The organism is Acetobacter okinawensis JCM 25146, assembly GCF_000613865.1.
GTDB classification, from domain to species: Bacteria; Pseudomonadota; Alphaproteobacteria; order Acetobacterales; family Acetobacteraceae; genus Acetobacter; species Acetobacter okinawensis.
Genome location: NZ_BAJU01000026.1, coordinates 13477 through 39635, shown reverse-complemented (window position 1 = coordinate 39635; position 26159 = coordinate 13477). Strand labels below are relative to the sequence as shown.

Genomic DNA, 26159 nt, shown 5'->3' with positions numbered 1-26159 from the left:
GGCCCTGCCCCCGCACCGGGCACGCCCGTGCTGCCCGGCGTTAAGACCATTATTGCCGTGGCCTCCGGCAAAGGTGGCGTGGGCAAGTCCACCACGCGGTCAACCTTGCCGTAGGACTGGGCATGGAAGGGCTGCGGACCGGCCTGCTTGATGCTGATATTCACGGACCCTCCCTGCACCGCATGATGGGGGCCAAAGGCAAACCTGATGTGGTGGAGGGGCGGCTGCAACCCATGCAGGCATGGGGCATTTGCGCCGTATCCCTTGGTATGCTGGTGGACGAAAAAGCCGCCATGATCTGGCGTGGCCCCATGGTCATGGGTGCTATCAACCAGTTGCTGAGCGATGTGGACTGGGGGGAACTGGATGTTCTGGTAGTAGACCTGCCCCCCGGCACGGGGGACGCCCATCTCTCGCTCACCCAGAAGGTGCCGCTGGGTGGGGCGGTTATTGTCTCCACCCCGCAGGACATCGCTTTGATTGATGCTCGCCGGGGTGTGACCATGTTTGAAAAACTCCACGTGCCGGTGCTGGGGCTGGTGGAGAACATGTCCTACTTCTGCTGCCCTAACTGCGGGCACAATACGGAGCTATTCGGCCACGGAGGTGCTCGCAGGGAGGCCGAAGCCATGGGCGTGCCGTTCCTTGGTGAAGTCCCGCTGCTGGCCGACATCCGCGCCAGCGGGGATAGCGGGGTACCACTGGTGATTGGTGCCCCCAATAGCGAGGGCGGCAAAGCCTACCGCGCCATTGCCCACACGGTAGCAACGGCCATACAGGCCAGCGCACACTAAACACCGCACAACAGCGCCCTGCCCGCACACGCGGGCAGCCACCCAGCCACGCAGGAACTAATGCATGGCTGGGGTGGTGTGCCTGCCAGCCTGCCCCTTGGCTTTAGTCTTGGCAGGCGGGGCTGGTGTGTCCTTAAAATACTCACGGCAGGCCGGGCTGAGTTTTTCTTTTTTGCGCGCCATGCAGGCCGCAATTTTTTTCTCATTGGGAATGGCAAGGGCGCACAGGCGCAGGGCGTCCCCCTTGCAGGCCTTGGTTTGCCGGTCGCGCTCGGTATCAGCATACGGGAAGGCTCGCCGCCACAAAAACGGCACCACAGGCAAACACAGACACAACAAAAGAGGCTGTACGGGCAAACCGCCGGTTCGGACAGGACATAAAAGCTCCTTGTAATTCCCTAAAATTCCTACGGCCACGCCACGCCCCCGGTAGGCCTGAACCGGGTAGGACCGATGCCACAAGCCAGTAAAGCCCGCCCTCTATCTATGGCGCATCCACTCCGTCGCCGGATATGAAAAGCGTCAAGTCCGGACGGATTTAAAGCAAATGTCTTGATAAAAATGAGCGCCGCAAGGGCAGGCCCCCACGGCGCTCAGGCACAGGCGTTACAAACCGCCCCGCTCAGGCCCTGTTCAGGCTGTGGGGGATTTGAGGATCGCCATCATCTCATCCCATTCACGCCGGCTCAGGCCCGAGCCTGCCTGCTCCACCGCCTCGCCCGCCAGCATGCGGCGCACAACCGCGAGCATGGAGGCCGAGAACGTGACCGCCCCACGCCGGTATTCCTCGAACGCGGCGGCGGTGGTGGGCACCCATGCGTGCAGGATCTTCAGCATGGCTTCGGCATACACCCGGATTTCGTACTGGGCGTGGGGGTCTATGCGCAGGGCAAGGAAGTGCATGAGATTGTGCAGGTCGATCTTCCAGTACCACTGGGTGTAGGTGTTCAGGGTCAGGTTGATGCGCCCGAGTTCACGCGCAAGGCCGTAGCCATTCTCCCCGTCCAGCATACGCTCGTAGTTGCGGTAGGTGCGTATGGCGTCCTCGCGCAGGATGTCCAGCACCTCGGCTGCGGCCTGCGGGGCCAGCACCTCGCCCCGGCCCTGACGGTTCACATCGCTCTGGGCAGCCATGTGGGCGGTGTCGGGCAGATAGAACTCACTGTCCAGAATGGAGTAGCGGGCTGAATACTCATTCACACTCGCCATGCGGTGACGAATCCACTGCCGCGCCACAAAAATGGGCAGTTTGACGTGGAACTTGATCTCGCACATCTCAAACGGGGAGGAGTGGCGGTGCCGCATCAGGTAACGGATCAGCCCCGCATCTTCCGACACCTTGCGCGTGCCCCGGCCGTAGGACACACGGGCCGCCTGCACAATGGCCGCATCATCGCCCATATAGTCGATCACGCGCACAAAGCCGTGGTCGAGCACCTCATGCAGGGTGTAGAGCATGGCCTCCAGAGCTGCCACCGTGGGGCGGCGGGTGGAAAATGTTTCCTGCCCGTGGGCCGCAATTTCCGCGCGTTGCTCTTCGGTCAGTGACATGCGTAGGCTCTCCACCATGCTAGAAAAAACAGACAGCGCAAGCACTCGCCATAGCACTCGCGCACGCGGGTTGTAGCAGGCATTCCCCACGCCGGGAATGAGTCGCGCGGCCAGCACGCCAAAATTCGTACGCAGAAGCCGCCCGCACCCTTGCTGGTGCTTGCAATCCGCCCGCACCCACCCTATGTGTGGGGTGCCGGAAGATTTCTTGCGGCTATGGCAATAAACGGGATGTGGCATAGGCGTAGTGGACCCGGGGGCGGTACCCGGCGTCTCCACCAGACATCCGGGTTGTAAAACCCGGACAAATGGGGACGAAACAGGCTCGACACGCGCAGTAAAGACATCTTTTTTGCCCGGCATTGTACCACCGATATCGGGCTAATTTTACAAGTGCCAATGATAACACTGAGGTGCTCGCTGTTGCTGCATAAGCAATAAGCGCGGTTCGGGGGGGCACCGGGCAACAGAAGCCCTCCCACTTCATGCCATTCTCCAGTATGATCGCACGCGCCGTGCAACCTTATGGCGTGTCCGCTCTGGCGCGTCTGCGCGGCACCCTGCGTTGCGGGGGCATAGCGGCGGAAGGGTCTTGGCGCTTGCGCTAGGCCGACCTTTCGCGCATGGCTGACGCTAGAGTGATACGGATGACCAGCCACACCCCAACTGGCTGAAGCAAGGAGACCAAGCATGGCTGATGACAACGACAACACCCCGGGAAATGACGCATTCCCCCCCACCAGCCTGCTGCCCTACGACCAGTGGCTGGAAGAGGCGTACAGGGATGTCATGCTCAAAGCACTCGAACATGTGAGCCGCGAGGGGCTTGCAGGCGAGCATCATTTCTATCTGACTTTCCGCACGGACCTGTCTGGCGTGCAAATTCCCGACCGGCTCCGGGCGCAGTACCCGCATGAGATGACCATTGTGCTGCAACACCAGTTCTGGGACCTGAACGTGGACCGCGATGCCGGGATTGTGTCCGTTGGTCTGTCCTTTGGGGGTGTTGGCTCCATTCTGGTCATTCCTGTGCGGGCCATTACCGGGTTTGCGGACCCTTCCATCCACTTCAACCTGCACTTTGAGGCGGTGGAGGATGAGGACATCGCACCCACGGACGACACTCCGGCCGATGCCGGGGACACGGCAGAAGCGCAGGGCGACTCCTCCTCCCAGGTTGTGAGCCTTGACGCCTTCCGCCGCAAAGGACCATCACCAGCCTGACCCCCGGTGCGCGGGGGTTCAGGCCGACGGAGAGAATAGAGACACGACCATGACCAGCCAGCCCCCCCGCCCCCCACTGCCAGAATTCAAATACGCTCCCCTGTTCCCACTGGGGGAGGACACAACGCAGTACCGCAAGGTGGATATTGCCAACGGTGTGAGCACATCGCACTGCGGCGGCAAAACCGTGCTGCACGTCACCCCCGAAGCGCTGACGGAACTGACGGCCCGCGCCTTCCATGAGGTGGCCCACTTCCTGCGCCCGACCCACCTGCAAAAACTGGCTAACATCCTCAAAGACCCCGAGGCATCGGACAACGACCGTTTTGTTGCCCTCGACCTGCTCAAAAACGCCTGCATTGCCGCCGGTGGCATCCTGCCCATGTGTCAGGACACGGGAACGGCCATTGTGTTTGGCAAAAAAGGCCAGCGCGTCTGGGTTGAAGGGAATGAGGAAGTCGCCTTCTCCCGCGGGGTGTACGAGACCTATACCCGCACCAACCTGCGCTACTCACAGATGGCGCCGCTCACCATGTTTGAGGAAAAAAACACCGGCACCAACCTGCCCGTGCAGTGCGACATCTTCGCCAGCCCCGCAGGCGTGCATGACGAGCAGATGGACCTGATGTTTGTGGCCAAGGGCGGTGGCTCGGCCAACAAGACATTCCTGTTCCAAGAAACTCGCGCCCTCCTTGGCTCGGAGCAGCAGTTGCTGGACTGGCTGGACACAAAGGTGCGCACGCTGGGCACCTCCGCCTGCCCGCCCTACCACCTTGCCATTGTCATTGGCGGCATGTCCGCCGAGCAGACGCTCAAGACCGTCAAGCTCGCCTCCACCCACTGGTATGACGCACTGCCCACCACGGGGGACATGACGGGCCACGCCTTCCGTGATCTGGAGATGGAGCAGAAGGTGCTTGAACTCACCCGCAAGCTGGGCATTGGCGCACAGTTTGGCGGCAAATACTTCTGCCATGACGTGCGCGTGGTGCGCCTGCCCCGGCATGGGGCATCGCTCCCTGTGGGTATTGGCGTATCCTGCTCGGCGGACCGCCAGATCAAGGCCCGGGTCACGGCGGAAGGGTTCTTTTTGGAACAGCTCGAGCACGACCCCGCCCGCTTTTTGCCCGAAACCACGGACGAACACCTTGAGGGCGAAGCCGTGCGCATTGACCTCAACCGCCCGATGGATGAAATCCGCAAGACGCTCTCGCAATACCCGGTCAAAACCCGCCTTGCCCTGACCGGCACTGTGGTGGTCGCGCGTGATATTGCCCATGCCAAGTTCCGCGAGCGGCTCCAGCGCGGCGAGGGCCTGCCCCAGTACCTTAAGGACCACCCCGTTTACTACGCAGGCCCGGCCAAAACGCCCGAGGGCATGCCCACCGGCTCCTTTGGCCCCACCACGGCGGGACGTATGGATTCGTACGTGGCCGAGTTGCAGGCCAATGGCGGCTCCTACGTCATGCTGGCCAAAGGCAACCGCTCCAAGGCTGTGCGGGACGCATGCCAGCAGTACGGTGGCTTCTACCTTGGCTCCGTAGGGGGGCCTGCGGCAAGGCTGGCCAAGGACTGCATCCGCAAGGTAGAGGTGCTCGAATACCCCGAACTGGGTATGGAAGCAGTGTGGAAAATCGAGGTTGAGGACTTCCCCGCCTTTATTGTTATTGATGATAAGGGCAACGACTTCTACGCTGAGCTGTAACCCCGCAACGGGGCTGCCCCGCCACACCATGGCGGGGCGGACAACCAAGGAGCTGTGTGGTTTTCATGCGCTTTACAGTCGATCGTCTGGACCATGTTGTCCTGACCGTACGGGACGTTGAAATTTCGGCCTCATGGTACCAGCGTGTTCTGGGCATGGAGCGGGAGGAATACGGGCGCAACAACCGTACCGCCCTGCGCTTTGGCGGGCAGAAGCTCAACCTCCGCCCGCATGACGCAACCGGCTGGGACACGGCCACCCATGCACTGTCTGGCAGCAATGACCTGTGCTTTATTACCGCCATTACCAGTGATGACGTGGTCGAGCACCTCAAGACCTGCGGCATTACCATTGTGGAAGGCCCGGTGGCCCGCCTTGGCGCCATTGGCCCCATTACCTCGGTTTACTGCCACGACCCGGATGAAAATCTGATCGAGATCGCATCCTATCAGGGGTAGGGCGAGCGCCCCCTGAGTAAACTCCACCGGACGCCAGACTGGCTCAGGCCCACGCTGCATGCATGGGCCTGAGCTCGGGCCATAAGGCCCCTGCGCGTAGCGCGGACTTTACCCTGCGTGTGACTGTTGTGCGGCCTGCTCGCGGCGAAGCCGCAGCGCGTCATCATGGTCCACAATGGTATGGCGGGTTGTCAGCCACCCGCCCCTAAAGCCTGCACGCAGCAAACCACGGCAGATGATCGGGTTATCCTTCATGGTGTTCCACACCATGCCATCCCGCCAGTTTTCCACCATCAGCAGAATGGGCCCCTGATCGATGCCAAGGTAGGTGTCATCCGCCCAGTAGGCCTGCTTGCCGTCGTGGTAGCTGGGGTTAAAGGCATCCACAAACCCATAGGTGCTGTAAATGCGGTCCCCATAACGGTCGCGCATGGTACGCAGGGCGGGAATGGCCAGTTCTGGCGCAAAGGCCACGGACCCACCCGCCGCTGTTGGGGCCAGTGTGCCATCATCAAGCGTGTAGTCGCGGCCAACCCCACGCGCGCTGTAGGCCATGAACTTGCGCTGCTGGCCGTTTTCCACCTTTGTGGTCTCGGCCGGGCCATCGCTCGCGGTCAGGCCCCAGATGTTTGGCCCGTAGTCCTGCCATTTCCCGGGATTTTGCGTTGCATAGCCCTGCTGGGCGTAAACGGCGCGGCGGCTGTTTTCAAAGTAGTCGATCCCGGCTGAGCGGCTCCAGTCATCCTTGATCCCCCTGAAGTCAATCCACGCATGGGTGTACTGGTGGCCGAACAGGGGTGCAAAGTTGAGGAAGGTCTGGCCATAGGACTCACCCCACCGGTTTTTATTGGTGGAAATCCATGCCTGCCAGGAGGTCGGGTCCAGAGGATGGGTGGTGGAGCCGAGCCCCATCACATACAGCATCATCCCCTCATTATACCCTTCCCAGTAATTGGGCAGAAAACCATGCTCGGGCGACCAGCCCATGCTCATGCGGTTGTCCGGGCGGAGCATCCAGCGCCAGTCCACACGGTCGAACAGCTTGGCGGCAAGGTCGCGTATTTCTGCCTCGGAGGCGTTATCATGGGTGTAGTAGCTGGATGCAAACAGCACACCCTGCATGAGCAGAGCCGTATCTATGCTGGACAGTTCAATATCCGCATCCAGCCGCAGCCCGTTCTCACGCTTGAGGAAGTGGTAGAAAAAACCGTGGAATCCTGCGGCTTTGTCCGGCGTGTCGTTCTGGGGGAGCTTCCACAGGTAGCGCAGGGTTGTCAGTGTCCGGTCCACGGCCTGCTGACGGTTGATGTAGCCCCGGTCCACCCCAATGCCATAGGCGGTCAGGGCAAAACCAATGGAGGCAACACTGGACTGGGTCTGGTCAGACGGATAGCGGTCGGGCACCAGCCCGGTTGCTGGGTCTGCTGAATCCCAGAACCACAGGAAGGTCCGGTGCTCCAGATCAGCCAGAAAAGCCCTATCTGTCTGGTCGGGGTGGAAAGGGGTATGAGCCTGCCGCGCCACAACGGACGAGGTTGCCGCATGCGCCCCACCGGCCTGAAGCCCCCCCACGGCACCCCCGCAGAGCATAAGGCAGGAGAGCAAGGCCCGCCCCGCTCCAGACTGCCCCCGCGCGGGCAGGGTCGTGTTGGTTGTGCCGCGTGCCAAAAAGCGCCCCAGTACCATAAGCCTTGCATTCCTCATCTGTTCATCCCTGCCCCCGCAGCCGTTACGGGTACAGTCTGTTATACGGGCCGGAGCCAATACCGGGGCCACCTGCCACACTCACCCCCGACTATAGGGGGCAAGGCAGGCCACCCACCAGAGTGCGGCACACGCCGGACACATGGAACCAGCCGAATTTCAGAAAATATTCACGTTTTTATGTGTGCCTCAAGGGCTAGATAAGCCACCACAGCCCATACAGCATGCCAGCCCAGCCCCCACGGCACCCATAGGCCAAGGAATGGTCCACAATGGTCTCCGCATGTAAAAAATGACGTTCCCGCGCCACACAACACCGTGCGCCCCATGCCCAAATGCGCCTATAATAGACTCAAGCCACTTACAGAGCCGAATACGATCCGTTCATGACCTACCAATATAATATTATACGCTTTTTTTACGAACTGCTGGACGTTCTGGTCTCCCGCATTGAATATGCGCTGCGCGGCCTTGCCACCAGCCATGTGCTTATGCCCCCACCTGCGCAAAGCCACTCGTTCCTGATTATGACGGCGGAGGAAAAAGAGGGCAGAACCTTTTACAAACCCGCCTACTACCTGTTCTCCAAAACCCGCGAACGCCTGAGCGGCTACTTTGCCCGTGGCGAAAACCGTCTTTTTCTGGAGAACACCCGGCACTGCCTGCTGATCGCCTTTACAGATTCCACACTGGTTGTGGGGCGCGAGGCCACAATAGCAGACTACCACCCCCATTCCTTTGAGACCCTGCTGGCCCTCAAAGCCCATATGCGTGACATCAAACTGGGCAAATACTGCGAGGAATATCTGGTTCTGCCCAAAAAGACCGCCATTCCATCACGCCCCGCCGCCCTGCGCCCGCGCCCTTAAACCCGTCAGGCCCACCCACACCGCCTGCAAAAAGCGTGACGGATTCTGGTCGCTCATGTATTGCAGCGCCTTGGCCATACCGGGGTCTCCCCGGAGCACACAGGGCTTGGAGAGCAGTCATGAAAATTGCAGTTGTCGGTCTGGGGTATGTTGGTCTGTCCAATGCCATTCTGCTGGCCCAGCACCATGACGTCATGGCCGTAGACGTGGATGCCGAGCGGGTCAGCAAGGTGAATAACCGGGAATCCCCCATTATTGACGCCGAGATCGAGGATTACCTGCGCAACCACGCCCTGTCCCTGACCGCCACAACCGACCTTGCCGCTGCCAGCCGCGATGCCAGCTTTGTCATTATTGCCACCCCCACCAATTATGACGCGCAGGAAAATTATTTTGACACATCCTCCGTCACCGATGTGATCGCAAGCGTTGGCGCGCTCAACCCGGATGCAACCATCGTGATCAAATCCACCATTCCGGTCGGCTTTGTGGATGAGGTCCGGGCGGAACTGGGAACGGATCAGGTTCTCTTCTCACCTGAATTCCTGCGTGAAGGGCGTGCTCTGTATGACAACCTCCACCCCTCGCGCATTATTGTGGGCGAACGCAGCGCACGGGCGGAACGCTTTGCCGCCCTTATGGTCGAAGGTGCGATCAAAAAAGACATCCCCCTCCTGTTTACCGAGGCCACGGAAGCAGAGGCCATAAAGCTGTTCGCCAACACCTATCTGGCCATGCGCGTGGCGTTCTTTAACGAACTGGACAGCTACGCACTGGCCCGCGACCTGGATACGCGCCAGATTATAGAGGGCGTATGCCTGGACCCGCGCATTGGCCAGCATTACAACAACCCCTCCTTTGGCTATGGTGGCTACTGCCTGCCCAAGGATACCAAACAGCTACTGGCCAACTACATGCAGGTGCCCCAGAACCTGATCCGCGCCATTGTGGACGCCAACCGCACCCGCAAGGACTTTCTGGCCGACCGCATTCTGGCTATGCACCCCAAGGTAGTGGGCATTTACCGGCTGGCCATGAAGACCGCATCGGATAACTTCCGGCAAAGCTCCATTCAGGGGATCATGAAGCGGCTCAAGGCCAAGGGGATTGAAATTGTGGTCTATGAGCCCGCCATGAAGGAAGACCTGTTTTTTGGCTCCCGCGTCATGCGGGATCTGGAGGCCTTCAAGGCCTGTTCGTCCATTATTGTCAGTAACCGGCACCACCCCGAACTGGCAGATGTGGAAGACCGCGTGTTCACCCGCGACCTGTTCGGTTCGGATTAAGGCCACCCCCTCATATGCTTTGCCATGGACCAGTACGGACTGGCAGTGCTACCCTGCATGCAGCATTGCCCCGTTCCTTCTGATTGCATGAAGTCCTGATCGTACCATGTCACACCGTATTATTGTTACCGGGGCGGCCGGGTTTATTGGCAGCAACATTATACGCGGCCTTAACCAGCGGGGCCTTACGGATATTATTGCGGTTGATAACCTGACCAACGGGGACAAGGCCCTCAATCTGGCTGACCTGCAGATCAGCGATTATCTGGACAAGACCGATTTTTATGATGCCCTGCATCAGGACCGTTTTGGCCGGGTCGAGGCTGTTTTTCATGAAGGGGCCTGTTCAGCCACCACCATTCATGATGGCCGCTACATGATGGCCAACAACTATGAGACCAGCAAAAAACTGCTCGCCTATGCCACCCAAAGCGGTGCACGCCTGCTTTATGCCTCCAGTGCCGCCACCTATGGTGCCTCCACCACCTTCCGCCCCGAACCGGCGTTTGAAAAACCGCTGAATGTTTACGGGTATTCCAAACTGCTCTTTGACCAGATTGTCCGGCGCACCCAGCCCGAACGGACCACGCAGGTGGCGGGGTTCCGCTACTTTAACGTGTATGGGCCGCATGAGCAGCACAAGGGACAGATGGCCTCGGTCGCGTTCCACAATTTCCACCAGTTCATGGCGGAAGGGCGGGTCAGGCTGTTTGGCGCGTACGGAAGCTGCGCTGCGGGGGAACAGAAGCGCGACTTCATGTTCATTAACGATCTGGTCGCCATCAAGCTCTGGTTCTTTGACAACCCCGGCCATAGCGGGGTGTTCAACCTAGGAACCGGCAAGGCCCAGCCGTTCAATGATGTTGCGGCCACTGTCGTCAACAGCGTGCGCGCCCTGCGAGGGCAAGACCCGCTCTCCCTCGCCCAGATGGTGGAACAGGATGTGCTGGAGTACATCCCCTTCCCCGATACCCTGCGCGGTCGTTACCAGTGCTTTACGCAGGCCGACATAAGCGCCCTGCGCGCCCTTGGCTGCACCCTGCCCCTGCGCAACGTGGCCTGCGGCGTAGCAGATTATGTGGCTTACCTGCACGCACAGCATGGAGCATAATACGCCTACCCGGACGACTCCTGCGCCACTCCCCAGCCTGTATGAGCCTTGCATGATCGACACTTTTGAATTTGGCCGTGTTGCTGTTGTTGGTGACCTGTTGCTGGACCAGTATATTTTTGGTTCGGTCGAGCGCATCTCGCCCGAGGCACCGGTGCCTGTGCTGCTCAAGTCCCGCCAGAGCGTAGTGCCGGGCGGGGCTGCCAATGTGGCGGTCAACGCTGCAGCCCTTGGGTGTTCGGTCAGCCTGATAGGTGTTGTTGGGGCAGACAATGCCGCAAGCACCCTGCGCCATGCCCTTGGCAAATGGCCGGGAATTGACGTGCTGGACCTTGTGGCCGAACCCGGCTGGTCCACCATTTGCAAAACGCGGGTGGTCAGTGGCAACCAGCAGATTGTCCGCATTGATGATGAAACTATTGTGGATTTTTCCCCCGCCACCAAAAATGCCCTGATCGCGGCAACCAAGGCAGCATTGGAAAACGCCGATGTGCTGATCTGCTCGGACTACGCCAAGGGCGTGCTCTCCGACGGGGTACTGCGCGCCATTATCGACCACGCCCGCGCACGGGACATTCCCGTAATTGTGGACCCCAAGCGCAAGGATTTTTCCGCCTATTACGGGGCAACCCTGATTACCCCCAACCGTGCGGAAATGGCGGCGGCAACCGGGCTGCCACTGCGCAACACACCCCAGATTGAACAGGCAGCCCGCGCGGCATCCGCCCAGTTCGGGGGAGACGTGCTGGTCACCCGCTCGGAAGAGGGGATGAGCCTGTGGCAACGCAACGGCCACATCCTGCATGAGGCAGCCCGCAAGTCCGAAGTATATGATGTCTCGGGGGCTGGGGACACGGTCGTTGCCACCATTGGTGGTGTGCTCTCCGCCGGGCAGGACCTGGATACCGCGGTGGTCATTGCGACTGTTGCCGCCTCCATTGCCGTGGGCAAACCCGGCACCGCCGCCGTATCACACACGGAACTCAGTCAGGCGCTTAAAAAGGACATCCCGAACACGGGTGTACTGGCCACACTGGAACAGGCCCGGAGCATTATGCAAAGGTGGCACCAGCATGGGGCCTCTGTCGTCTTTACCAATGGTTGCTTTGACCTGCTGCACCCCGGCCACATAGCCCTGCTACGCGCCGCAGCCCAAAAAGGGGACAAGCTGGTGGTGGCCATTAACAGCGATGCCTCCGTCCGCCGCCTGAAAGGCCCCTCCCGCCCTGTGCAGGACGAAGTCGCACGCGCAACGGTGATTGGCGCATTACGTGAGGTGGACATGGTGCTCATTTTTGATGAGGACACCCCGCTGGAAGTCATTACCGCACTCCAGCCCGATGTGCTGGTCAAAGGTGCCGACTATACGGAAGATGCCGTTGTGGGGGGCGATGTGGTCAAGGCTGCGGGAGGGCGGGTAGAGCTTGTCTCGCTCGTTGCAGGCTGTTCCACCAGCAATCTCGTCCGCAAAATGTCCGAACCGGGACAAGCCTAGCCCTCTGCCGGTCTGCCATAATGCAAGGGGGCATCCCCCAAGGTACCACCATGCCCCACACAGCACGCCCCCCCACGCAGACTGGAAAGACTGGCTCGCCCAAAAGGCCCTGCCCCTGTGGAGCACCACCGGCTACGACCGCGCGCGCAACCTTTACCATGAACGGCTGACGCTTGATGCGGCCCCCATAACGCTGCCTCACCTGCGGCTTATGGTGCAGGCCCGCCAGATTGCTACCTTCTGCCGGGCTGCTCTGGATGGCGTTTTTAACGCAACACAGGAGGCACTCACCTGCCTGCACACGGTGCAGAAGCGTTACTGGCAGGCCGATGGCCAGCCCGGCTGGGTGTTTGCCCTTGGGCCAGATGGCCAGCCCTCCAGCACCCTGCGCGACCTGTACGCCCATGCGTTCATTCTGTACGCCCATGCGTGGGCTTACCAACTGACTGCTGACAAAACGATCCTTACCGTAGCACGGCAAACCACCCTTGAAATCGAGCAGATTTTTGCAGCCCCCCATGGCGGCTACCATGACACCCTGCCGCCACAGGACGCCCTGCACCGCCAGAACCCCCACATGCACCTGCTGGAAGCCTATCTGGCTCTGTATGAGGTCACGGCGGACAGCTTTTACCTTGAGCGCGCCCATAGCCTGATAGCGCTGGCGCAAACCCGTTTTATGCCCACACAAACCGGCATGCTGCTGGAATTTTTCAAGGCTGACTGGGCGGCGTGCAACCCCCTTGGCCAGAATGACGTGGAACCCGGCCATCTGTTTGAATGGGCATGGCTACTACGGGACGCCATGCGCCTGAACCCGACGCATGATGACAAAACGGCTTTGATGGCACTTTCCGAACAGTTGTTCCAGACCGGCCTGCACCACGGTGTGCAACACTTCTGCGTCTTTGACGGCATGACCGATACCGGAACCCTGCGCGCTACCAGCACACGCATATGGCCCCAAACGGAACTGATGCGTCTGCTAGCCGACCGCCAGCGCAACATAACAAACGCTACACAGGCCAGACGTGAGAGCACTCTGCTTGCCGGGCTGACCCAGAAGTTTTTTACAACCTACATTCCCCTCCATTTACAGGCGGTGGATTGACCGGTGCGATGCAAATGGTAACCCCTGCGTGGACCATATGCCTGCCAGTTCCCTCTACCATATTTATGGTGCGGGCCGTGAGAACCTGCACCACAATAAACACATTCAAAAAGGTCAAAAATAATAAATCTTTAATCTAATATTGGTTATTTTTCTTGTCTATCAAACTAATCCAATAATTCAGAAGATTTACCCATCTATTATTTAGAACAATAAACGGAACAGAAATTAAAATAGTAGAAAACAACGTCACCAAACATGAAATAAAACTTGCATGCGGAATATCATAACCCTTAAGAGTAATATAAAACCAAGACCCAAAAGAGCAAATAACAAGAACATGCAATAAGTAAAATGGAAAAGATATTTCCCCGAGCATTTTTGCACATTTTGAAAATTTTGGCGTCAAAACAATATCATAACAGGAAATTATTAACAACATTGACCCGATCATATCAACATATTGATACGCAAAAGCAGTGCCAAAAATAATCATCCCTTTTTCACTATAAAACCCGAGCAAATATAAACCAAATACAAAAATAAAAATATTCCCAAATTTTATTTATCTTAGATTTTTCAGGGAGAACATAAGCAAGAAGAAGTCCGAATAAAAATGGAGGATACCAAGGAGAATACATAAACAAAATTATGGAAATTATTAAAATTGACAATATTGGAAATAATTTAGAACTATTTTTATATGATATAATTAGAAGGGTTGTTCCGAATATTAATAAACTAGCCAAAAACTCATAATGCATCGTCCACATAGAACTATCATAATAAGAATCTCCTCTATAAAAGGTGTAAAATAACCCTTGCGTTAAAGCATCCCAAATAGAGTGATCTACCGGCACGGGCGATGCGGATGCAAATGACGCAAGCCAAGGCGATTTCGTAATTAATGCAGCATCATGATAATTGTAAAGATTAAATCGAAATAAAATCCAAGAACATATAGCAGCTACTGTAGTTGGGAAAGCTAAACGAGGCCACCTTTTAAGGAAGTTTTTACCAATCTGCTCCGAATTATTATTCAAAATACTACGACGAGATAAAACAAAACCTGACAAAACAAAGAAAAATACTACAGCCCCAGCCCCATTCAGGAAAAACAGGCCCAACTTCCCTACTATCACGTTTTCTTTCGGAAAATTTGGGAAAATTCCCGATAATTGGGGTAGAAAACCCAAAATCCAGTGGAAGAAAAATACTACAATTGCAGCAAGCCCGCGCAGTCCTTCAAGCGTCTCAATCCGCTGTGATTTTTCCTGAGGTAACGACATTTTTTGATAACCTTAAAAATATATCTGCAAACAACCAGACCGCAAAAAATCGAAGGATCGCAACACATTATAAAACGCAGGGATCAACCTTCGCTTTAATTAACAAAGAAAAAATTACGTAGCTGTTTGAATTACCATAATTTTTTCTCTACCCTAGCCACCAGTGATACCTGCTGCACACCTTGAGGTTTTCCGGTTTTGCCTCAATGTACTACATGTACCTAAAGGTACCTGCCGTCCAATAGCCTGCGCCCTCAAAATCTACAAATATTTTGATGAAACACGACGCCACATATTCATTCTTTGAATCAAGCGCACAGGCCAGACAAGCTGTGGCGGGAACGGCCCTGCCCTATTTTATTGAACTCGGGTTTCCTGTTATAGCTATGCGCTAAGATAGGGATCAAGCAGCTAGGATGAACAGGTTGTCCGCAAAATCCAGTTACGCGCAGAAAAAAAAACCAGACGTTCTGTCTACTGATAAAGGGTGGCCCCAACGTTTTGCTTTTGCGGCAAAAGATATTGCTGATGGACTGAAAATGTGGCGCTTGGTATGGGTGCTCAGCTTTTCAGACATCAAACTACGGTATCGCGGTTCGGTGCTTGGCCCATTCTGGATGACTCTCTCCACTGGTGTGCAAATTGCTGGCATGGGGTTTGTTTATTCATATCTGTTTAAAACCGACACCACCACTTACCTACTACCTTGCCATCTCCATGATCATGTGGGGTTATATGTGCTCCATTATCAATGATGGATGCACCTGCTTTACCCAATCTGATTTTTTGATCAAAGGTACCCGTATTCCTTTTTCTGTTTATGCTGCACGTAATATTATACGCAATACCATTATACTTGGGCATAATGTTCTTGTTATTATTGCTGTATTTGCGATCATGAAGTTTCATGTCACCCTGTTCGCACTTTACGCCATACCTGTGCTTTTACTGTGGATGGTTAATGGGTTTTTCATTTCGCTTCTCTGTGGAGCACTATGCGCCAGATTCCGGGATGTAACGCAGATTATTGCATCCGTAATACAGATTGCATTCTTTATAACGCCAATCATGTGGTTCGCACATGACTTCAGAACCAACTCGGCCGCCAAGGTTATTCTAATTTATAATCCTTTTTACTACATGCTGGAAATCCTGCGAACGCCCGTCTTTAGCGGTTCCATGGACACACAGACCCTGATCATCAGCCTGCTTATTTCCGCAGCCCTTGCCGTCCTGTCTTTTGTTGCCTTCGCCCGTACCCGCGGCAGAATTGCTTTCTGGATCTAATCCCCATGACGTTTCTTGATGTATCCAACGTTTCGATCGATTTCCCGCTGTACCATAGCGATAGTCGATCCTTAAAAAAACGATCCTTAAATCAACATCTGCACGTTTTTCCTCTGACACCAAAAACCGCACGAGTTTACTGGCACTCAAGGACATCAGCTTTACACTCAACCCCAATGACCGCCTTGGGTTGGTCGGCTCTAACGGGGCCGGCAAAACAACACTGTTGCGTACCCTCTCTGGCATTTATCAGCCACGACAGGGGGAAATCACTATTGATGGCCGCATTACATCCCTGCTTGACCCCAATCAGGGCATGAACATGGATTTAACCGGACGGGAAAATATTCTCCTAAGAAGCTGTTTTTTAGGTTTGAACAAAAAAGAAACCCATGATTTTTCCGAAGATGTCATAAATTTTTCAGGTCTTAACGAGTTTATTGAACTCCCCATCCGCAGCTATTCATCCGGGATGGTCGTGCGTCTGGGGTTTGCAATGGCAACAGCCTTTGCACCAGAAATTCTGTTGATGGACGAATGGATTCTGGCAGGGGATGCCGCTTTTCTGGACAAGGCAAGGAACCGGGTGGAAAACATGGTCAGTGCCGCCAAAATTCTTGTTCTGGCCAGCCACTCGGCCAACATTCTGGAAGAATGGTGCAACCGCCTGATCTGGCTGGAAAATGGTGCCATCAAAATGGATGGCTCTCCAGCAGAGGTCTTTGAGGCCTATCTGCCACCACATGCTTTTGCAGAACTCAAATGCGCAAAAGTGGAAAATCCTACCTGATATTTATTCTCTGCCGTCACTGGCAGCAAAGTAACCGGATGTCTTGCCTCACGTAAGGTTAGTCATGGAAGGCATGAGGCCATTACTCTGGGCATTCATGCCTTCCGTTCTTCTATGTGATCACTGTTTAACGGGAAAAAAGGCGCTGCAGGCGCCAATGAATGCGCTTCTTAAGCCCGGCAAATCCCTCGTTCCGATAAACTACGGCAATACGAGTGGGTAACGGCTTTAAAACAAAGGGAACATGGTCACGTTTGACATGCTCATTTGCAAAACCGCGCCTGGGCTGAGCTTGCAGAATCAGTAGAAGTTCTGCCTCTGATTTGCGGACAAAAAGAATATTCCCAAAATCATCAAAATCTATATTTTCAAGCAGAAAGCTAACGGCACAAAACTCACCCATGCGCACGGCAAACCATGTTTGTCCATGCCGGAACACAGAGTAACCGTAAACATTATAAACATGAAAATGCTCATACCAAGCCATGGTTTTACGGCCATGTATAATATCAGAAGCTAATGTGAGCTGTTCCTGATCTGGCTTGCCATTTTTTTGGATACTTTCGACCATACCCTCAAATAAAGAAATAAGATAAAGATTTTCCCCATCCACCTCGTACAGCCATGCACAGAAATCCGTCAGCTCCGCAGACGTAATGGAGCGTGCCCGCGTTTCAGAATCATAAGCAAGACTTTGCAGCATATGCTTGATGATCTCATGGAAAAAATAAAACCGGCACTCCAGATTACGGTCGACAACATCACGCAGAAAGCTGCGTTCCATGATGCCCTGATCAACCAGATAATCCATCTGTGCCAAAAATCCGGTACTCCAGATGCCACCGACAAATAACCCTTCTCGATTGGCAACTTTTTCCCAATGATCTGTGCGAACAATGTCGGTGAGATTTTCACGATAATTAACAAGCGGCTTGTTAATAAAGGCAAACCTCTTGTCATGAAACTGATTGATCAACCATGTAACATGAGAATAAATTTTCCCAATATTCATAATTGTTTTAAATTGTTCAGTATCTGCAAAAGAGCGGCGGAAGACTGTTGTTGAAAAACCGGCAACAACAAACCAGAAGCCCGTTAACCGGATAAAATCAAATAAGCTTATGTCAAGCTGCGGCCGCAGGCAGGGTATCCGGATTTTTTTGAGTAGATGCCCATAATATGAAACGGATCTGGAATTAAAAATAAGCAGATCATGCTGGTTCTGTTCCAGCAGGCCACGTAAAACCGGCACTGTTTCCGGGTCAATGGAATCATCATCACCCAGCGTCCAAACATATGTTCCTGTGCACATGGATACGCCAAAGCACAGATTTTCTTCAGCTGTTGGATAGTGTTGTGGAGGAGATACAACACGTACCTGAGCAATATGTTTGAACTTTTCTTCAATCAGGGCACGTGTGCCATCGGCTGAATGATTGTCCGAAATGACAATTTCGTAGTTTGTTCCAAAATTACGTGTCAGTAAGCTAAGAAGTTTATTGACAAGAATATTAAGAATAGTTGCACGATTGTAAGTGGGTATGCAGACCGATAGCAGAACATGAGACGGTAATGGGGTGGTTTCTGCTGATTTCTGGTGAGTAATATTCATATTTTGCCTCGATCGACAGTCTTAATTCTAGAAAACAACAATGAACACGCACAACCAAAAAACGGTCTGGTATCAGTGGATGCCAGACCGCTTAAACATACTCACACACATTTCACAGCGTGGAAGAGTCTGTTCCCTTTGGGTAAATTAAAAGGAAATCATGTCATACGGTATATAATTTTACCTTATGACATAATTTTTTTAACTCAGAGCCTGTTCAATGGCCTCAGCAACATAGTCAAGGTGTTGTGTGGTCAGGCCGGGGTAAATACCCACCCAGAATGTATTGTTCATAATGGTGTCGGTATTCGTCAGTTCACCACAGACCCGGTAGTTACGGCCAATCATGTAGGGCTGGCGGAGCAGATTGCCAGCAAACAGGAGCCGCGTGCCAATGCGCTTGGCGTTGAGTGCAATGGTCAGTTCGGTGCGGGAGAGGGGAGCACCGTCTTTGAGTGTGATGGGGAAGCCGAACCATGAGGGATCGGAGCCTTCCGTGGCTTCGGGCAGGATAATGTGTTTGACGTTGGCCAGACGTGCTTTCAGGTAAGCAAAGTTGCGTTTGCGCGCTTCAACAAATTCGTCCACCCGTTCCATCTGGGCGACACCACAGGCTGCCTGCATGTCGGAGATTTTGAGGTTATAGCCAAGATGCGAGTAAATATATTTGTGATCGTAACCTTCCGGCAGGTCCCCGAGCTTCCAGCGGAAGCGCTTGTTGCAGGAATTATCGACCCCAGGAGCACAAAAGCAGTCCCGTCCCCAGTCACGGAACGATTCAGCAGACCGACGTAACGCTTTGGTATTAGTAAAGACCGCACCACCTTCACCCATGGTAATGTGGTGGGCGGGGTAAAAGCTGAGCGTACCAATATCGCCAAATGTTCCAACCCGCTTGCCGCGATAGGTGGAACCAAGGGCGTCACAGCAGTCTTCTACAAGATACAGGCCATATTTATCGCAAATGGCTTTGACTGCATCCAGATTGAACGGATTGCCAAGCGTGTGGGCCAGCATGATTGCTTTGGTTTTGGGGCTGATAGCAGCTTCAATTTTGCTGACATCAATATTGTAGGTTGGAATCTCCACGTCCACAAAAACCGGAACGGCACCAAACTGCAGGATTGGATTGACCGTGGTCGGAAAGCCAGCCGCAACCGTAATCACTTCATCACCCGGCTGAAGGGCTTTTTTGCCCAGAGCAGGAGACGTGAGGGAGTGAAAAGCCACAAGATTGGCGGAGGAGCCGGAGTTCACCGTCAGAACATGTTTGGCACCCAGATACGCCCCAACCATTTCCTCGAATTTTTCGTTGAAACGGCCTGCTGTCAGCCAGGCTTCCAGTGATGCTTCCACCATATACTGGCGCTCATGACCACTGATGACCTTGCCTGAAGGAGGCACAATGCTGGTCTCGGGGTCAAATGGCTGGGTTTTGGAAACCTCAGCATTATATTGCGCAACCAGTTCAAGGATCTGCTGTTTAAGTTGATTTTGCATGGACATAATTCCTGAGGACGACAATCAATCGGTAATGATGTTCTGGGCGAGTTCTTCGCGCGGCAGGAAGGGCGCAAGATCCTCAAGGTCGGGGGAAACAATGGTGCCATCGGGGAGCTGACGGCTGGAGAGTTTGGGGGCAAACGGCTGGTTATCGTCCACCATGACTTCGCAGATCACTGGGCCTTCTACAGCCATGACCTGACGGATCGTCTCCTCCATTTCCTCATAGCGTTCAATCCGCACGTAGGGCAGTTCAAACCCGGCTGCCAGCTTGCGGAAGTTAGGCAGCGTCACACCGCTGGATGGGCCTGCCCCGACTTCCTCTCCATTGAAGAAGTTACGCTGGGTCTGGAAAATGGAGACATAACCGGCATTGTTGATGATGAATATCTTGATCGGCATAGCCGCGCTGGCAATGGTTTGCAGCTCCGGCAGATTCATCATGATCGAGCCATCGCCAGCCAGACACACAACGGTTTAAGGCTGGCTGATGTGCGCCAATAGCGGCAGGCAGGTCATACCCCATGCTGGCACAGCCTGAGTTTGTCCAGAACCGCTGCCCCTTGGCCAGTTCCGCAGCCTGAAAGCCCACAACACAGGCACTACCATTGGCGGCAACCGTAATCTGGTCTTCGGGCAACTGTCTGAACAGGGTCTGCACAAAACAATAGGGATTAATGCGCTCACTATCCCAATATTCTGGCAGAACCGTTGGGTAAGCTGCATTGCGCGCCCGTGCCCACTCCAGCCATGCTTTCTGTTCGGCTGTTGGGCCTGCATATGTTTTTTGTGCCAGAGCAGGCAAAAGCTCGCCCAAATCGGCATGGATGGGAATGTCGGCTTTGACTGTTGGTTTCTGGAGTTCGACCGCATCAATATCAATCCAGATCTTTTTGGCCCGGCGGGCAAAAGAGGTCCAGTTGTAGCTGATCTGGCGGATGTTCAGGCGGCTGCCCAGAACCAGCAGCAGGTCTGCACTTTGTACGGTAAAGTTGCCACCGCGATCCCCGACTGTTCCGGGACGGCCACAATAGAGTGGGTGCGTGTTCCACAAAGCGTCATGTGCGTTCCAGCCGGTTACGACCGGAACACCCAGTTTTTCTATCAGTGTCAGGAACTCGGCATAACGGCCAGACAGGCGCACGCCAGCTCCTACAAAAACCACTGGGCGCTTGGCGTTCTGGACTTCTTCAAAAATAACGGTGGCCGCGGCGTTCAGGTCTGTCTGTTTCCAGCCTTCCTCCAGCTCTGCGGGGTCAAATCCGACCAGTGTGTCCGGGTCGATCTGGGCACTCTGCACATCAAGGGGAATATCCAGCCAGACCGGGCCGGGCCGGCCTGTGGTGGCCAGATAGAAGGCTTTTTCGATATGATAGCGAATGGTCTCCGGGTCCGTCACCATAACGCAATATTTGGTAATGGGTTTGACAATTGGCTCAATGTCCAGCTCCTGATCGCCGAACTGGCGCAGGGGCAGACCTGTGTGGCGCACGGTTGTCTCCCGTTTGACCTGACCGCTCAGAACGATCATGCCCAGTGAATCAACATAAGCGCCATAAACGCCGGTAATGGCATTGGTGCCGCCAGGCCCGGATGTGACATTGACCAAAGCTGGTCTGCTGGTCAGGCGGAAGTAGGCGTCAGCCGCCATGGAGCATGCCTGCTCATGATGGTTGAACAGGCATGTCAGGCCTTTCTGGGTGCCAAGTGCGTGGTTCAGGTGCATGGCACCGCCGCCCGTCACACAGAAGACATCGCGAATCCCAAGATCGACAACTTTTTGTGCAAGCCAGGTTGCCAGCTTTATTTTACCCATGGTTTCCACCCATTCCAAAGTGCTGTGCGTGCAATGGCTTCGTCCAGATCAATGGTACTGACCGCGCCGAATTCCGCGTTGAAGTGTGACATGGCCGGAATGTACCGGCCTGGGTTCCAGCCCGAATCAGTCTTGCCCAGAATGCGGGAGTTGCCACCGATCACGCGCGCAACGGCTCCCGCCAGGTCTGCAATGGAGACCGCATGTTCAGACCCAACATTATAGGCAATGCCAGCAGGGCCACGTGCGAGCATGCGGAGCAGAGCAACGCTCAGATCGGCGGCATATAGATAGGAGCGGCACGGGCGGCCATCGCCTTGCACAATAATTTCCTGCCCCTGCATGGCGTCACGAATGAAGTTGCCCGCAGCGAAATGCGTGTCGAGCGAAAGATAGGGGCCAAGCACGGCAAAAATACGCGCAGTCGAAATAACCGTGCCAAACTGCTTGCCATAGATCGCGCACAGCATTTCTGCCGCACGTTTGCCCTCGGCATAAGCATTGACGGGCGCGTTGCACTGGGGAGCGCCGGTCCAGTCTTCTGCTATTTTTTCAACATTCCATGGCTGTTGGCCATAAACCGCGCCGGAGCTGAGGAAGAGGGTTCGCCGTACATTTTTGGCCACGGCAAAATCCAGCGCGCGGCGCGTACCCCCCAGAATGGTCTCGAACATCTGGCGTGGGTTATCACGGTTCAGAGCCGCGCTGGCATCTGTTGCAGCATGGAGAAGGTAGTCGAACGGGCCATCCGCAAATGCAAAGTCGCTAACATTCCCCGCAACCAGTTGCAGGCCTTTCCATGATGCAAGATGTGGTTTGGCCCGATAGAATTTTGCCGGGTCACGGGACAGCACCGTCACATCAAACTGGCGGCCGGCACTCTGTGCGGCATGGTGCAGGCTTTCAAGCAGCCAGCCGCCGACAAAGCCTGTGCCACCCGTCATAAATATGCGCGCACCATCCAGCGCTGCCCAGTCGGCACCGACGGCTGCGTCTATGGCCTGAAAGTCGTTGACAATGGACCATTTCTGCCAATGGGACAAAAGAGCGTTCAAACCAGCACCGTCTCAAGTTCGCTTAACTGGTCGATTGTACGGAATGCCTGTTTGCGATCCACGCCATCGTCATAACCGGGTGTAAAAAACACAAAGCGCACATTGGCTGCGGCAGCAGTACGCTGGTCCACACTGCTGTCCCCGATCATTAATGCAGCGTCGGAAGGCACACCAAGTTCGGCAAGAGCATGTTGGAGAGGTGCCGGGTCTGGCTTACTCCGAGGTAGAGTGTCGCCACCGATCACGACATCAAAATAATCGGCCAGATCAGTTTCCCTCAGAACCTTGGCGCACAAGCTTGCAGGTTTGTTGCTGCAAATGGCCATGGTGTAACCTTTTGCCGCAAGAGCCGTTAACGTTTGCCGCGTTGTGGGAAACAGGCTTTCTGCCGGCGTCGGGCGCAGATGGTAGCGGCGGCGAAACTCGACAACCCTATCGGCCGCCTGTGCAGGATCAATCCCGAGAGCATTACCAACCAGTGTGGTACCCCCCAGACTGCTCCACAAACGGTAGGAAGCAATGTCCAATGGGGACATGCCACGCTCAACGCGCATTTCATTCAGAATATCCGCAACGACAAGAGCGCTGTCGATCAGGGTTCCGTCAAGATCAAAAATCAGCGTTGTCGGCGACATCATGTGTATTCCTGAAGGGTATCGACTGACCCCGGTCGGGAGCTATGTCGATACCGTACCTGACTGTGGGGTGTGCCGGTCTTAGACCAGCATACCACTCTTGATCTGGTCCCAGCGATCGCTGAGCATCTTGATGCGTGCGGAATCTTCATCACGGATTGTTTCGTAATGATCGCGCTTGTTCTGCAGCCACAGGAGTTCAAAATACACGGTTTTCTGCAAGCCCTGCGCCATTTCGGGCAGTGTTGCGGAATCTGCACCAAAAACCACCTTACGTGTTTCAAAACGGGTCAGGTGTGTATCCCGCATTTTGTTCAGTTCGGGCAGGGAGGAAATGGCAACTGCTCCGCCAACAACCAGATCAAGGCCGCTTTCCTTGCAGGCTGCACCTGTTTTGCGCACGTAATCGGTAATCTGGTCTGTATCAATGGCGTTACGGGCCAGACCCATGGAGCCGGAAAAATCCACCCGACCAAATACGGCACCCTGCACACCATTGGGGGTGCGGGCGACTTCCATCATCTGGGGAAGGTTGTTGTAGGTCGTAATGGTTTCAACATTAAACAGGAATTCAGTGTCTTCCTGCTGGTCCGTGCTGTAAACCTTGTTCTTGGCCAGAATGAATTTCTGGAGCGCGTAGGGCGTTTCAACCATGGGCGCAATAATGTATTCGACGCCAAACTGCTTGGATTCAATAAGGTCACGCACAGCTTCACAGCCGCTGACCTTGAGTGTCACCTTCAGGTCGCTGCGGCGTGCCAGATCAATCAGGCGCAGCAGTTCGTCCGTGCGCGTGCCTTCGGCCTCGAACTCGGCCTTGACGGAAACGGCACCGAAATCCTGCCTCAGACGCTTGAGCAGGTCCAGCATTTCTCTTTCACATTTATTCATGGAATTCCCCTGTTTATTGCGGCTTTTGATAAGCCGTGATCTGATTCAGGCTTGTCTGGCGCAGGTTCATGCCCAAAGAAGCGGCGTGGTGCCATTCAACGATTTTTTCAAGCGCAGTCTGTAGGGACCATCTGGGGGACCAGCCGAGTTCCCGGTGAGCCTTGGAGCATTCTAGCGCCAGAAAATGCGCTTCATGCGGGCCTTTTTGGGAATCCAGCACCCAGCTGGCACCGTTGCCAGCTAGGTCACAGATATTGCGGACAATCCATTCAACAGGCTGGGTGTCCGACAGGGAGGGGCCAAAATTCCAGCCGGATGCAAAAGCATGGCCTTGTGTTACGAGTTTTTCGGCCAGCATGAGGTAGCCTGCCAGCGGCTCCAGCACATGCTGCCAGGGGCGGATGGCATCGGGGTTTCGGATGGAAACTGGCCGCCCTTCATCAATGGCGCGCAGAATATCGGGTACAAGCCGGTCAGCGCTCCAGTCGCCCCCACCAATCACATTCCCTGCGCGCGCACTGGCAAGGGCGGGGCCGTCCGGGGTCTGGAAAAAGGAGTTACGGTAGGCCGAGGTCACAAGCTCCGAACATCCCTTGGAGTTAGAGTAGGGGTCGTGCCCGCCCATAGGGTCGCTCTCACGGTAGCCCCAGACCCATTCCTTGTTTTCGTAGCATTTGTCACTGGTGACATTGACTACGGCCTTGACGCCGGGTGTTTTGCGTACAGCTTCCAGCAGATGCACAAGACCCATGACGTTGGTTGAATAGGTCTCCACCGGGTCCACGTAGGAACGGCGGACCAGCGGCTGGGCGGCCAGATGCAGCACAACTTCTGGCTGAGCTTCCGCCATGGCGGAAGCAAGTGCCGCAGAGTCCCGGATGTCGGCCAGCACTGATTTTTTCAGCCCGTCGGCAATGTTTGCGCAGGCGAAAAGAGACGGGCCATCTGCGGGAGGCAGGGCGTAGCCGGTTACTTCTGCTCCCATGGTCTGTAACCACAGGGCCAGCCAGCCACCTTTGAACCGGTGTGACCTGTCAGAAAAACGCGGCGTCCCTGCCAGAATGCTGCGTCAATCACGGCCAGACTTTCCATGGAGCCTGCCCGGTGGACCAGAGCTCTTCCAGATAGTTTTTGTCACGCAGCGTGTCCATTGGCTGCCAGAAACCATCGTGGTTATAGGCGTGCAACTGGCCATCGGAGGCCAGACCTTCCAGCGGCGCACGTTCCCAGTCGGTCATGTCCGCGTCAATCCGGTTCAGAACATCGCGCGACAGGACAAAAAAGCCGCCATTGATGCGCGCACCATCGCCGATTGGTTTTTCCAGAAACCTGACAACCTGCTCGCCTTCGATCTGCAGCGAACCAAAGCGGCCAGGAGGCTGCACAGCGGTTACCGTAGCCAGTTTAGCATGCGCACGATGGGAGGCGACCAGCTTGGTAATATCCACATTGGAGACACCATCGCCATAGGTCATGCAGAAGTCACCCGTCAGGTAATGTCCAACACGCTTGATACGCCCGCCTGTGCGGGTGTGCTCACCCGTGTCAACCAGTGTGACGCGCCACGGCTCTGCCTTGGAGTGGTGGAACTCCATCTGGTTATTGGCCATGTCGATTGTGACATCAGCCATGTGCAGGAAGTAATTGGCAAAATACTCCTTGATCATGTAACCCTTGTAGCCACAACAGATAATAAAATCGGTTATGCCATGCTGGGCGTAGATCTTCATGATGTGCCACAGAATGGGCTTACCACCGATCTCGATCATGGGCTTGGGACGGGTTGAGGTTTCCTCGGAAATACGCGTACCCAGACCACCTGCAAGAATAACTGCTTGCATGGGTTTATGCTCCGCTCTTGTTCATGCTGGGGGAGGCGCTTTTCCATGACGGGAAAAAGGACGGGCTTGCTGGAATCATTTCAAAATCAATGGTTTCCAACACAGAGTTCCACATTCCGCCAGCCGCCTTAT

25 protein-coding genes, 1 other RNA gene and 1 pseudogene are annotated in these 26159 nt (G+C 55.2%); 14 read left to right on the top strand and 13 right to left on the bottom strand.

Features of this window, described 5'->3' with window-relative positions; all coding sequences use genetic code 11:
- Positions 1 to 27: 27 nt before the first annotated feature.
- Positions 28 to 794, top strand: a pseudogene (locus tag JCM25146_RS18910) (Mrp/NBP35 family ATP-binding protein).
- Between the two features lie 57 nt (positions 795 to 851).
- Here JCM25146_RS18910 and JCM25146_RS18905 read toward each other — a convergent pair.
- Positions 852 to 1256 (bottom strand): hypothetical protein, encoded by a 405-nt coding sequence (locus tag JCM25146_RS18905; RefSeq protein ID WP_408734920.1) that lies wholly within the window; start codon positions 1254 to 1256, stop codon positions 852 to 854.
- A 171-nt stretch (positions 1257 to 1427) separates the two neighbouring features.
- Entirely contained in the window at positions 1428 to 2345 is a 918-nt protein-coding gene (thyX, locus tag JCM25146_RS10865; RefSeq protein WP_025827919.1) for an FAD-dependent thymidylate synthase, read from the bottom strand.
- A gap of 156 nt (positions 2346 to 2501) precedes the next feature.
- On the opposite strand from thyX, the gene ssrA reads away from it, so the two are divergent.
- The 5 genes from ssrA (at position 2502) to JCM25146_RS10845 (ending at position 5732) form a co-directional block, all read left to right on the top strand.
- Positions 2502 to 2828: a transfer-messenger RNA gene (ssrA, locus tag JCM25146_RS21485) on the top strand.
- 2 nt (positions 2829 to 2830) lie between these two features.
- A complete protein-coding gene (locus JCM25146_RS24565; RefSeq protein WP_277909582.1) occupies positions 2831 to 2953 on the top strand; it encodes a hypothetical protein in 123 nt (40 codons plus the stop codon).
- Positions 2954 to 3035: 82 nt separating this feature from the next.
- Positions 3036 to 3569 carry an SspB family protein gene (locus JCM25146_RS10855; RefSeq protein ID WP_025827918.1) on the top strand — a complete coding sequence of 178 codons (534 nt, stop codon included), beginning with the start codon at positions 3036 to 3038 and terminating at the stop codon, positions 3567 to 3569.
- Between the two features lie 49 nt (positions 3570 to 3618).
- Positions 3619 to 5274: a fumarate hydratase gene (locus JCM25146_RS10850; protein ID WP_025827917.1), complete on the top strand. Its 1656-nt coding sequence runs from the start codon at positions 3619 to 3621 to the stop codon at positions 5272 to 5274.
- A 65-nt stretch (positions 5275 to 5339) separates the two neighbouring features.
- Positions 5340 to 5732, top strand: a complete 393-nt coding sequence (locus tag JCM25146_RS10845; RefSeq protein ID WP_025827916.1) for a VOC family protein — start codon at positions 5340 to 5342, stop codon at positions 5730 to 5732.
- A gap of 108 nt (positions 5733 to 5840) precedes the next feature.
- On the opposite strand, the gene JCM25146_RS18900 is transcribed toward JCM25146_RS10845, so the two are convergent.
- Positions 5841 to 7322 carry a glucoamylase family protein gene (locus tag JCM25146_RS18900; RefSeq protein ID WP_081774835.1) on the bottom strand — a complete coding sequence of 494 codons (1482 nt, stop codon included), beginning with the start codon at positions 7320 to 7322 and terminating at the stop codon, positions 5841 to 5843.
- A gap of 500 nt (positions 7323 to 7822) precedes the next feature.
- Between JCM25146_RS18900 and JCM25146_RS10830 the strand changes: the two genes are divergently transcribed.
- The 5 genes from JCM25146_RS10830 (at position 7823) to JCM25146_RS20815 (ending at position 13308) form a co-directional block, all read left to right on the top strand.
- Entirely contained in the window at positions 7823 to 8305 is a 483-nt protein-coding gene (locus JCM25146_RS10830) for a hypothetical protein (protein WP_025827914.1), read from the top strand.
- Positions 8306 to 8424: 119 nt separating this feature from the next.
- On the top strand, positions 8425 to 9591 hold the full coding sequence (locus JCM25146_RS10825) for a nucleotide sugar dehydrogenase (protein ID WP_025827912.1): 1167 nt from the start codon (positions 8425 to 8427) through the stop codon (positions 9589 to 9591).
- Between the two features lie 106 nt (positions 9592 to 9697).
- Positions 9698 to 10702, top strand: coding sequence for an ADP-glyceromanno-heptose 6-epimerase (gene rfaD / locus JCM25146_RS10820; protein WP_025827910.1), 1005 nt, complete (start codon positions 9698 to 9700; stop codon positions 10700 to 10702).
- Between the two features lie 52 nt (positions 10703 to 10754).
- A complete protein-coding gene (rfaE1, locus tag JCM25146_RS10815; RefSeq protein WP_025827908.1) occupies positions 10755 to 12197 on the top strand; it encodes a D-glycero-beta-D-manno-heptose-7-phosphate kinase in 1443 nt (480 codons plus the stop codon).
- A complete protein-coding gene (locus JCM25146_RS20815) occupies positions 12127 to 13308 on the top strand; it encodes an AGE family epimerase/isomerase (RefSeq protein ID WP_242401066.1) in 1182 nt (393 codons plus the stop codon). The genes rfaE1 and JCM25146_RS20815 overlap by 71 nt, the downstream gene beginning before the upstream one ends.
- 506 nt (positions 13309 to 13814) lie before the next feature.
- On the opposite strand, the gene JCM25146_RS21480 is transcribed toward JCM25146_RS20815, so the two are convergent.
- On the bottom strand, positions 13815 to 14597 hold the full coding sequence (locus JCM25146_RS21480; RefSeq protein ID WP_081774834.1) for an acyltransferase family protein: 783 nt from the start codon (positions 14595 to 14597) through the stop codon (positions 13815 to 13817).
- 416 nt (positions 14598 to 15013) lie between these two features.
- Between JCM25146_RS21480 and JCM25146_RS22920 the strand changes: the two genes are divergently transcribed.
- The 3 genes from JCM25146_RS22920 (at position 15014) to JCM25146_RS18880 (ending at position 16674) form a co-directional block, all read left to right on the top strand.
- Positions 15014 to 15352, top strand: a complete 339-nt coding sequence (locus JCM25146_RS22920) for a hypothetical protein (RefSeq protein ID WP_199897733.1) — start codon at positions 15014 to 15016, stop codon at positions 15350 to 15352.
- Positions 15353 to 15494: 142 nt separating this feature from the next.
- Positions 15495 to 15884 (top strand): ABC transporter permease, encoded by a 390-nt coding sequence (locus JCM25146_RS18885; protein WP_408734919.1) that lies wholly within the window; start codon positions 15495 to 15497, stop codon positions 15882 to 15884.
- 190 nt (positions 15885 to 16074) lie between these two features.
- Positions 16075 to 16674: an ABC transporter ATP-binding protein gene (locus JCM25146_RS18880; RefSeq protein WP_242401065.1), complete on the top strand. Its 600-nt coding sequence runs from the start codon at positions 16075 to 16077 to the stop codon at positions 16672 to 16674.
- A gap of 127 nt (positions 16675 to 16801) precedes the next feature.
- Here the strand turns inward: JCM25146_RS18880 and JCM25146_RS10785 are convergent, their stop codons facing one another.
- The 9 genes from JCM25146_RS10785 to rfbF all read right to left on the bottom strand — a co-directional run bounded on the left by JCM25146_RS10785 (position 16802) and on the right by rfbF (position 26027).
- On the bottom strand, positions 16802 to 18286 hold the full coding sequence (locus JCM25146_RS10785; RefSeq protein WP_025827904.1) for a glycosyltransferase family 2 protein: 1485 nt from the start codon (positions 18284 to 18286) through the stop codon (positions 16802 to 16804).
- Positions 18287 to 18487: 201 nt separating this feature from the next.
- A complete protein-coding gene (rfbH, locus tag JCM25146_RS10780) occupies positions 18488 to 19786 on the bottom strand; it encodes a lipopolysaccharide biosynthesis protein RfbH (RefSeq protein ID WP_242401064.1) in 1299 nt (432 codons plus the stop codon).
- Between the two features lie 24 nt (positions 19787 to 19810).
- Complete coding sequence (locus tag JCM25146_RS22915; RefSeq protein WP_242401067.1) at positions 19811 to 20230, bottom strand: thiamine pyrophosphate-dependent enzyme; 420 nt, start codon at positions 20228 to 20230, stop codon at positions 19811 to 19813.
- Positions 20127 to 21605, bottom strand: a complete 1479-nt coding sequence (locus JCM25146_RS18875) for a thiamine pyrophosphate-binding protein (protein ID WP_199897729.1) — start codon at positions 21603 to 21605, stop codon at positions 20127 to 20129. Before JCM25146_RS18875 ends, JCM25146_RS22915 begins: the two co-directional genes overlap by 104 nt.
- Positions 21593 to 22660, bottom strand: coding sequence for an NAD-dependent epimerase/dehydratase family protein (locus JCM25146_RS18870; protein ID WP_199897728.1), 1068 nt, complete (start codon positions 22658 to 22660; stop codon positions 21593 to 21595). The genes JCM25146_RS18875 and JCM25146_RS18870 overlap by 13 nt, the downstream gene beginning before the upstream one ends.
- Positions 22657 to 23298 carry an HAD family hydrolase gene (locus JCM25146_RS10765; protein WP_025827901.1) on the bottom strand — a complete coding sequence of 214 codons (642 nt, stop codon included), beginning with the start codon at positions 23296 to 23298 and terminating at the stop codon, positions 22657 to 22659. Before JCM25146_RS10765 ends, JCM25146_RS18870 begins: the two co-directional genes overlap by 4 nt.
- A 78-nt stretch (positions 23299 to 23376) precedes the next feature.
- Positions 23377 to 24186: an aldolase/citrate lyase family protein gene (locus JCM25146_RS10760; RefSeq protein ID WP_025827899.1), complete on the bottom strand. Its 810-nt coding sequence runs from the start codon at positions 24184 to 24186 to the stop codon at positions 23377 to 23379.
- Between the two features lie 13 nt (positions 24187 to 24199).
- Entirely contained in the window at positions 24200 to 25171 is a 972-nt protein-coding gene (gene rfbG, locus JCM25146_RS18865; protein WP_242401063.1) for a CDP-glucose 4,6-dehydratase, read from the bottom strand.
- Positions 25172 to 25259: 88 nt separating this feature from the next.
- Positions 25260 to 26027: a glucose-1-phosphate cytidylyltransferase gene (gene rfbF / locus JCM25146_RS10750; protein WP_025827897.1), complete on the bottom strand. Its 768-nt coding sequence runs from the start codon at positions 26025 to 26027 to the stop codon at positions 25260 to 25262.
- Positions 26028 to 26159 lie beyond the last annotated feature (132 nt).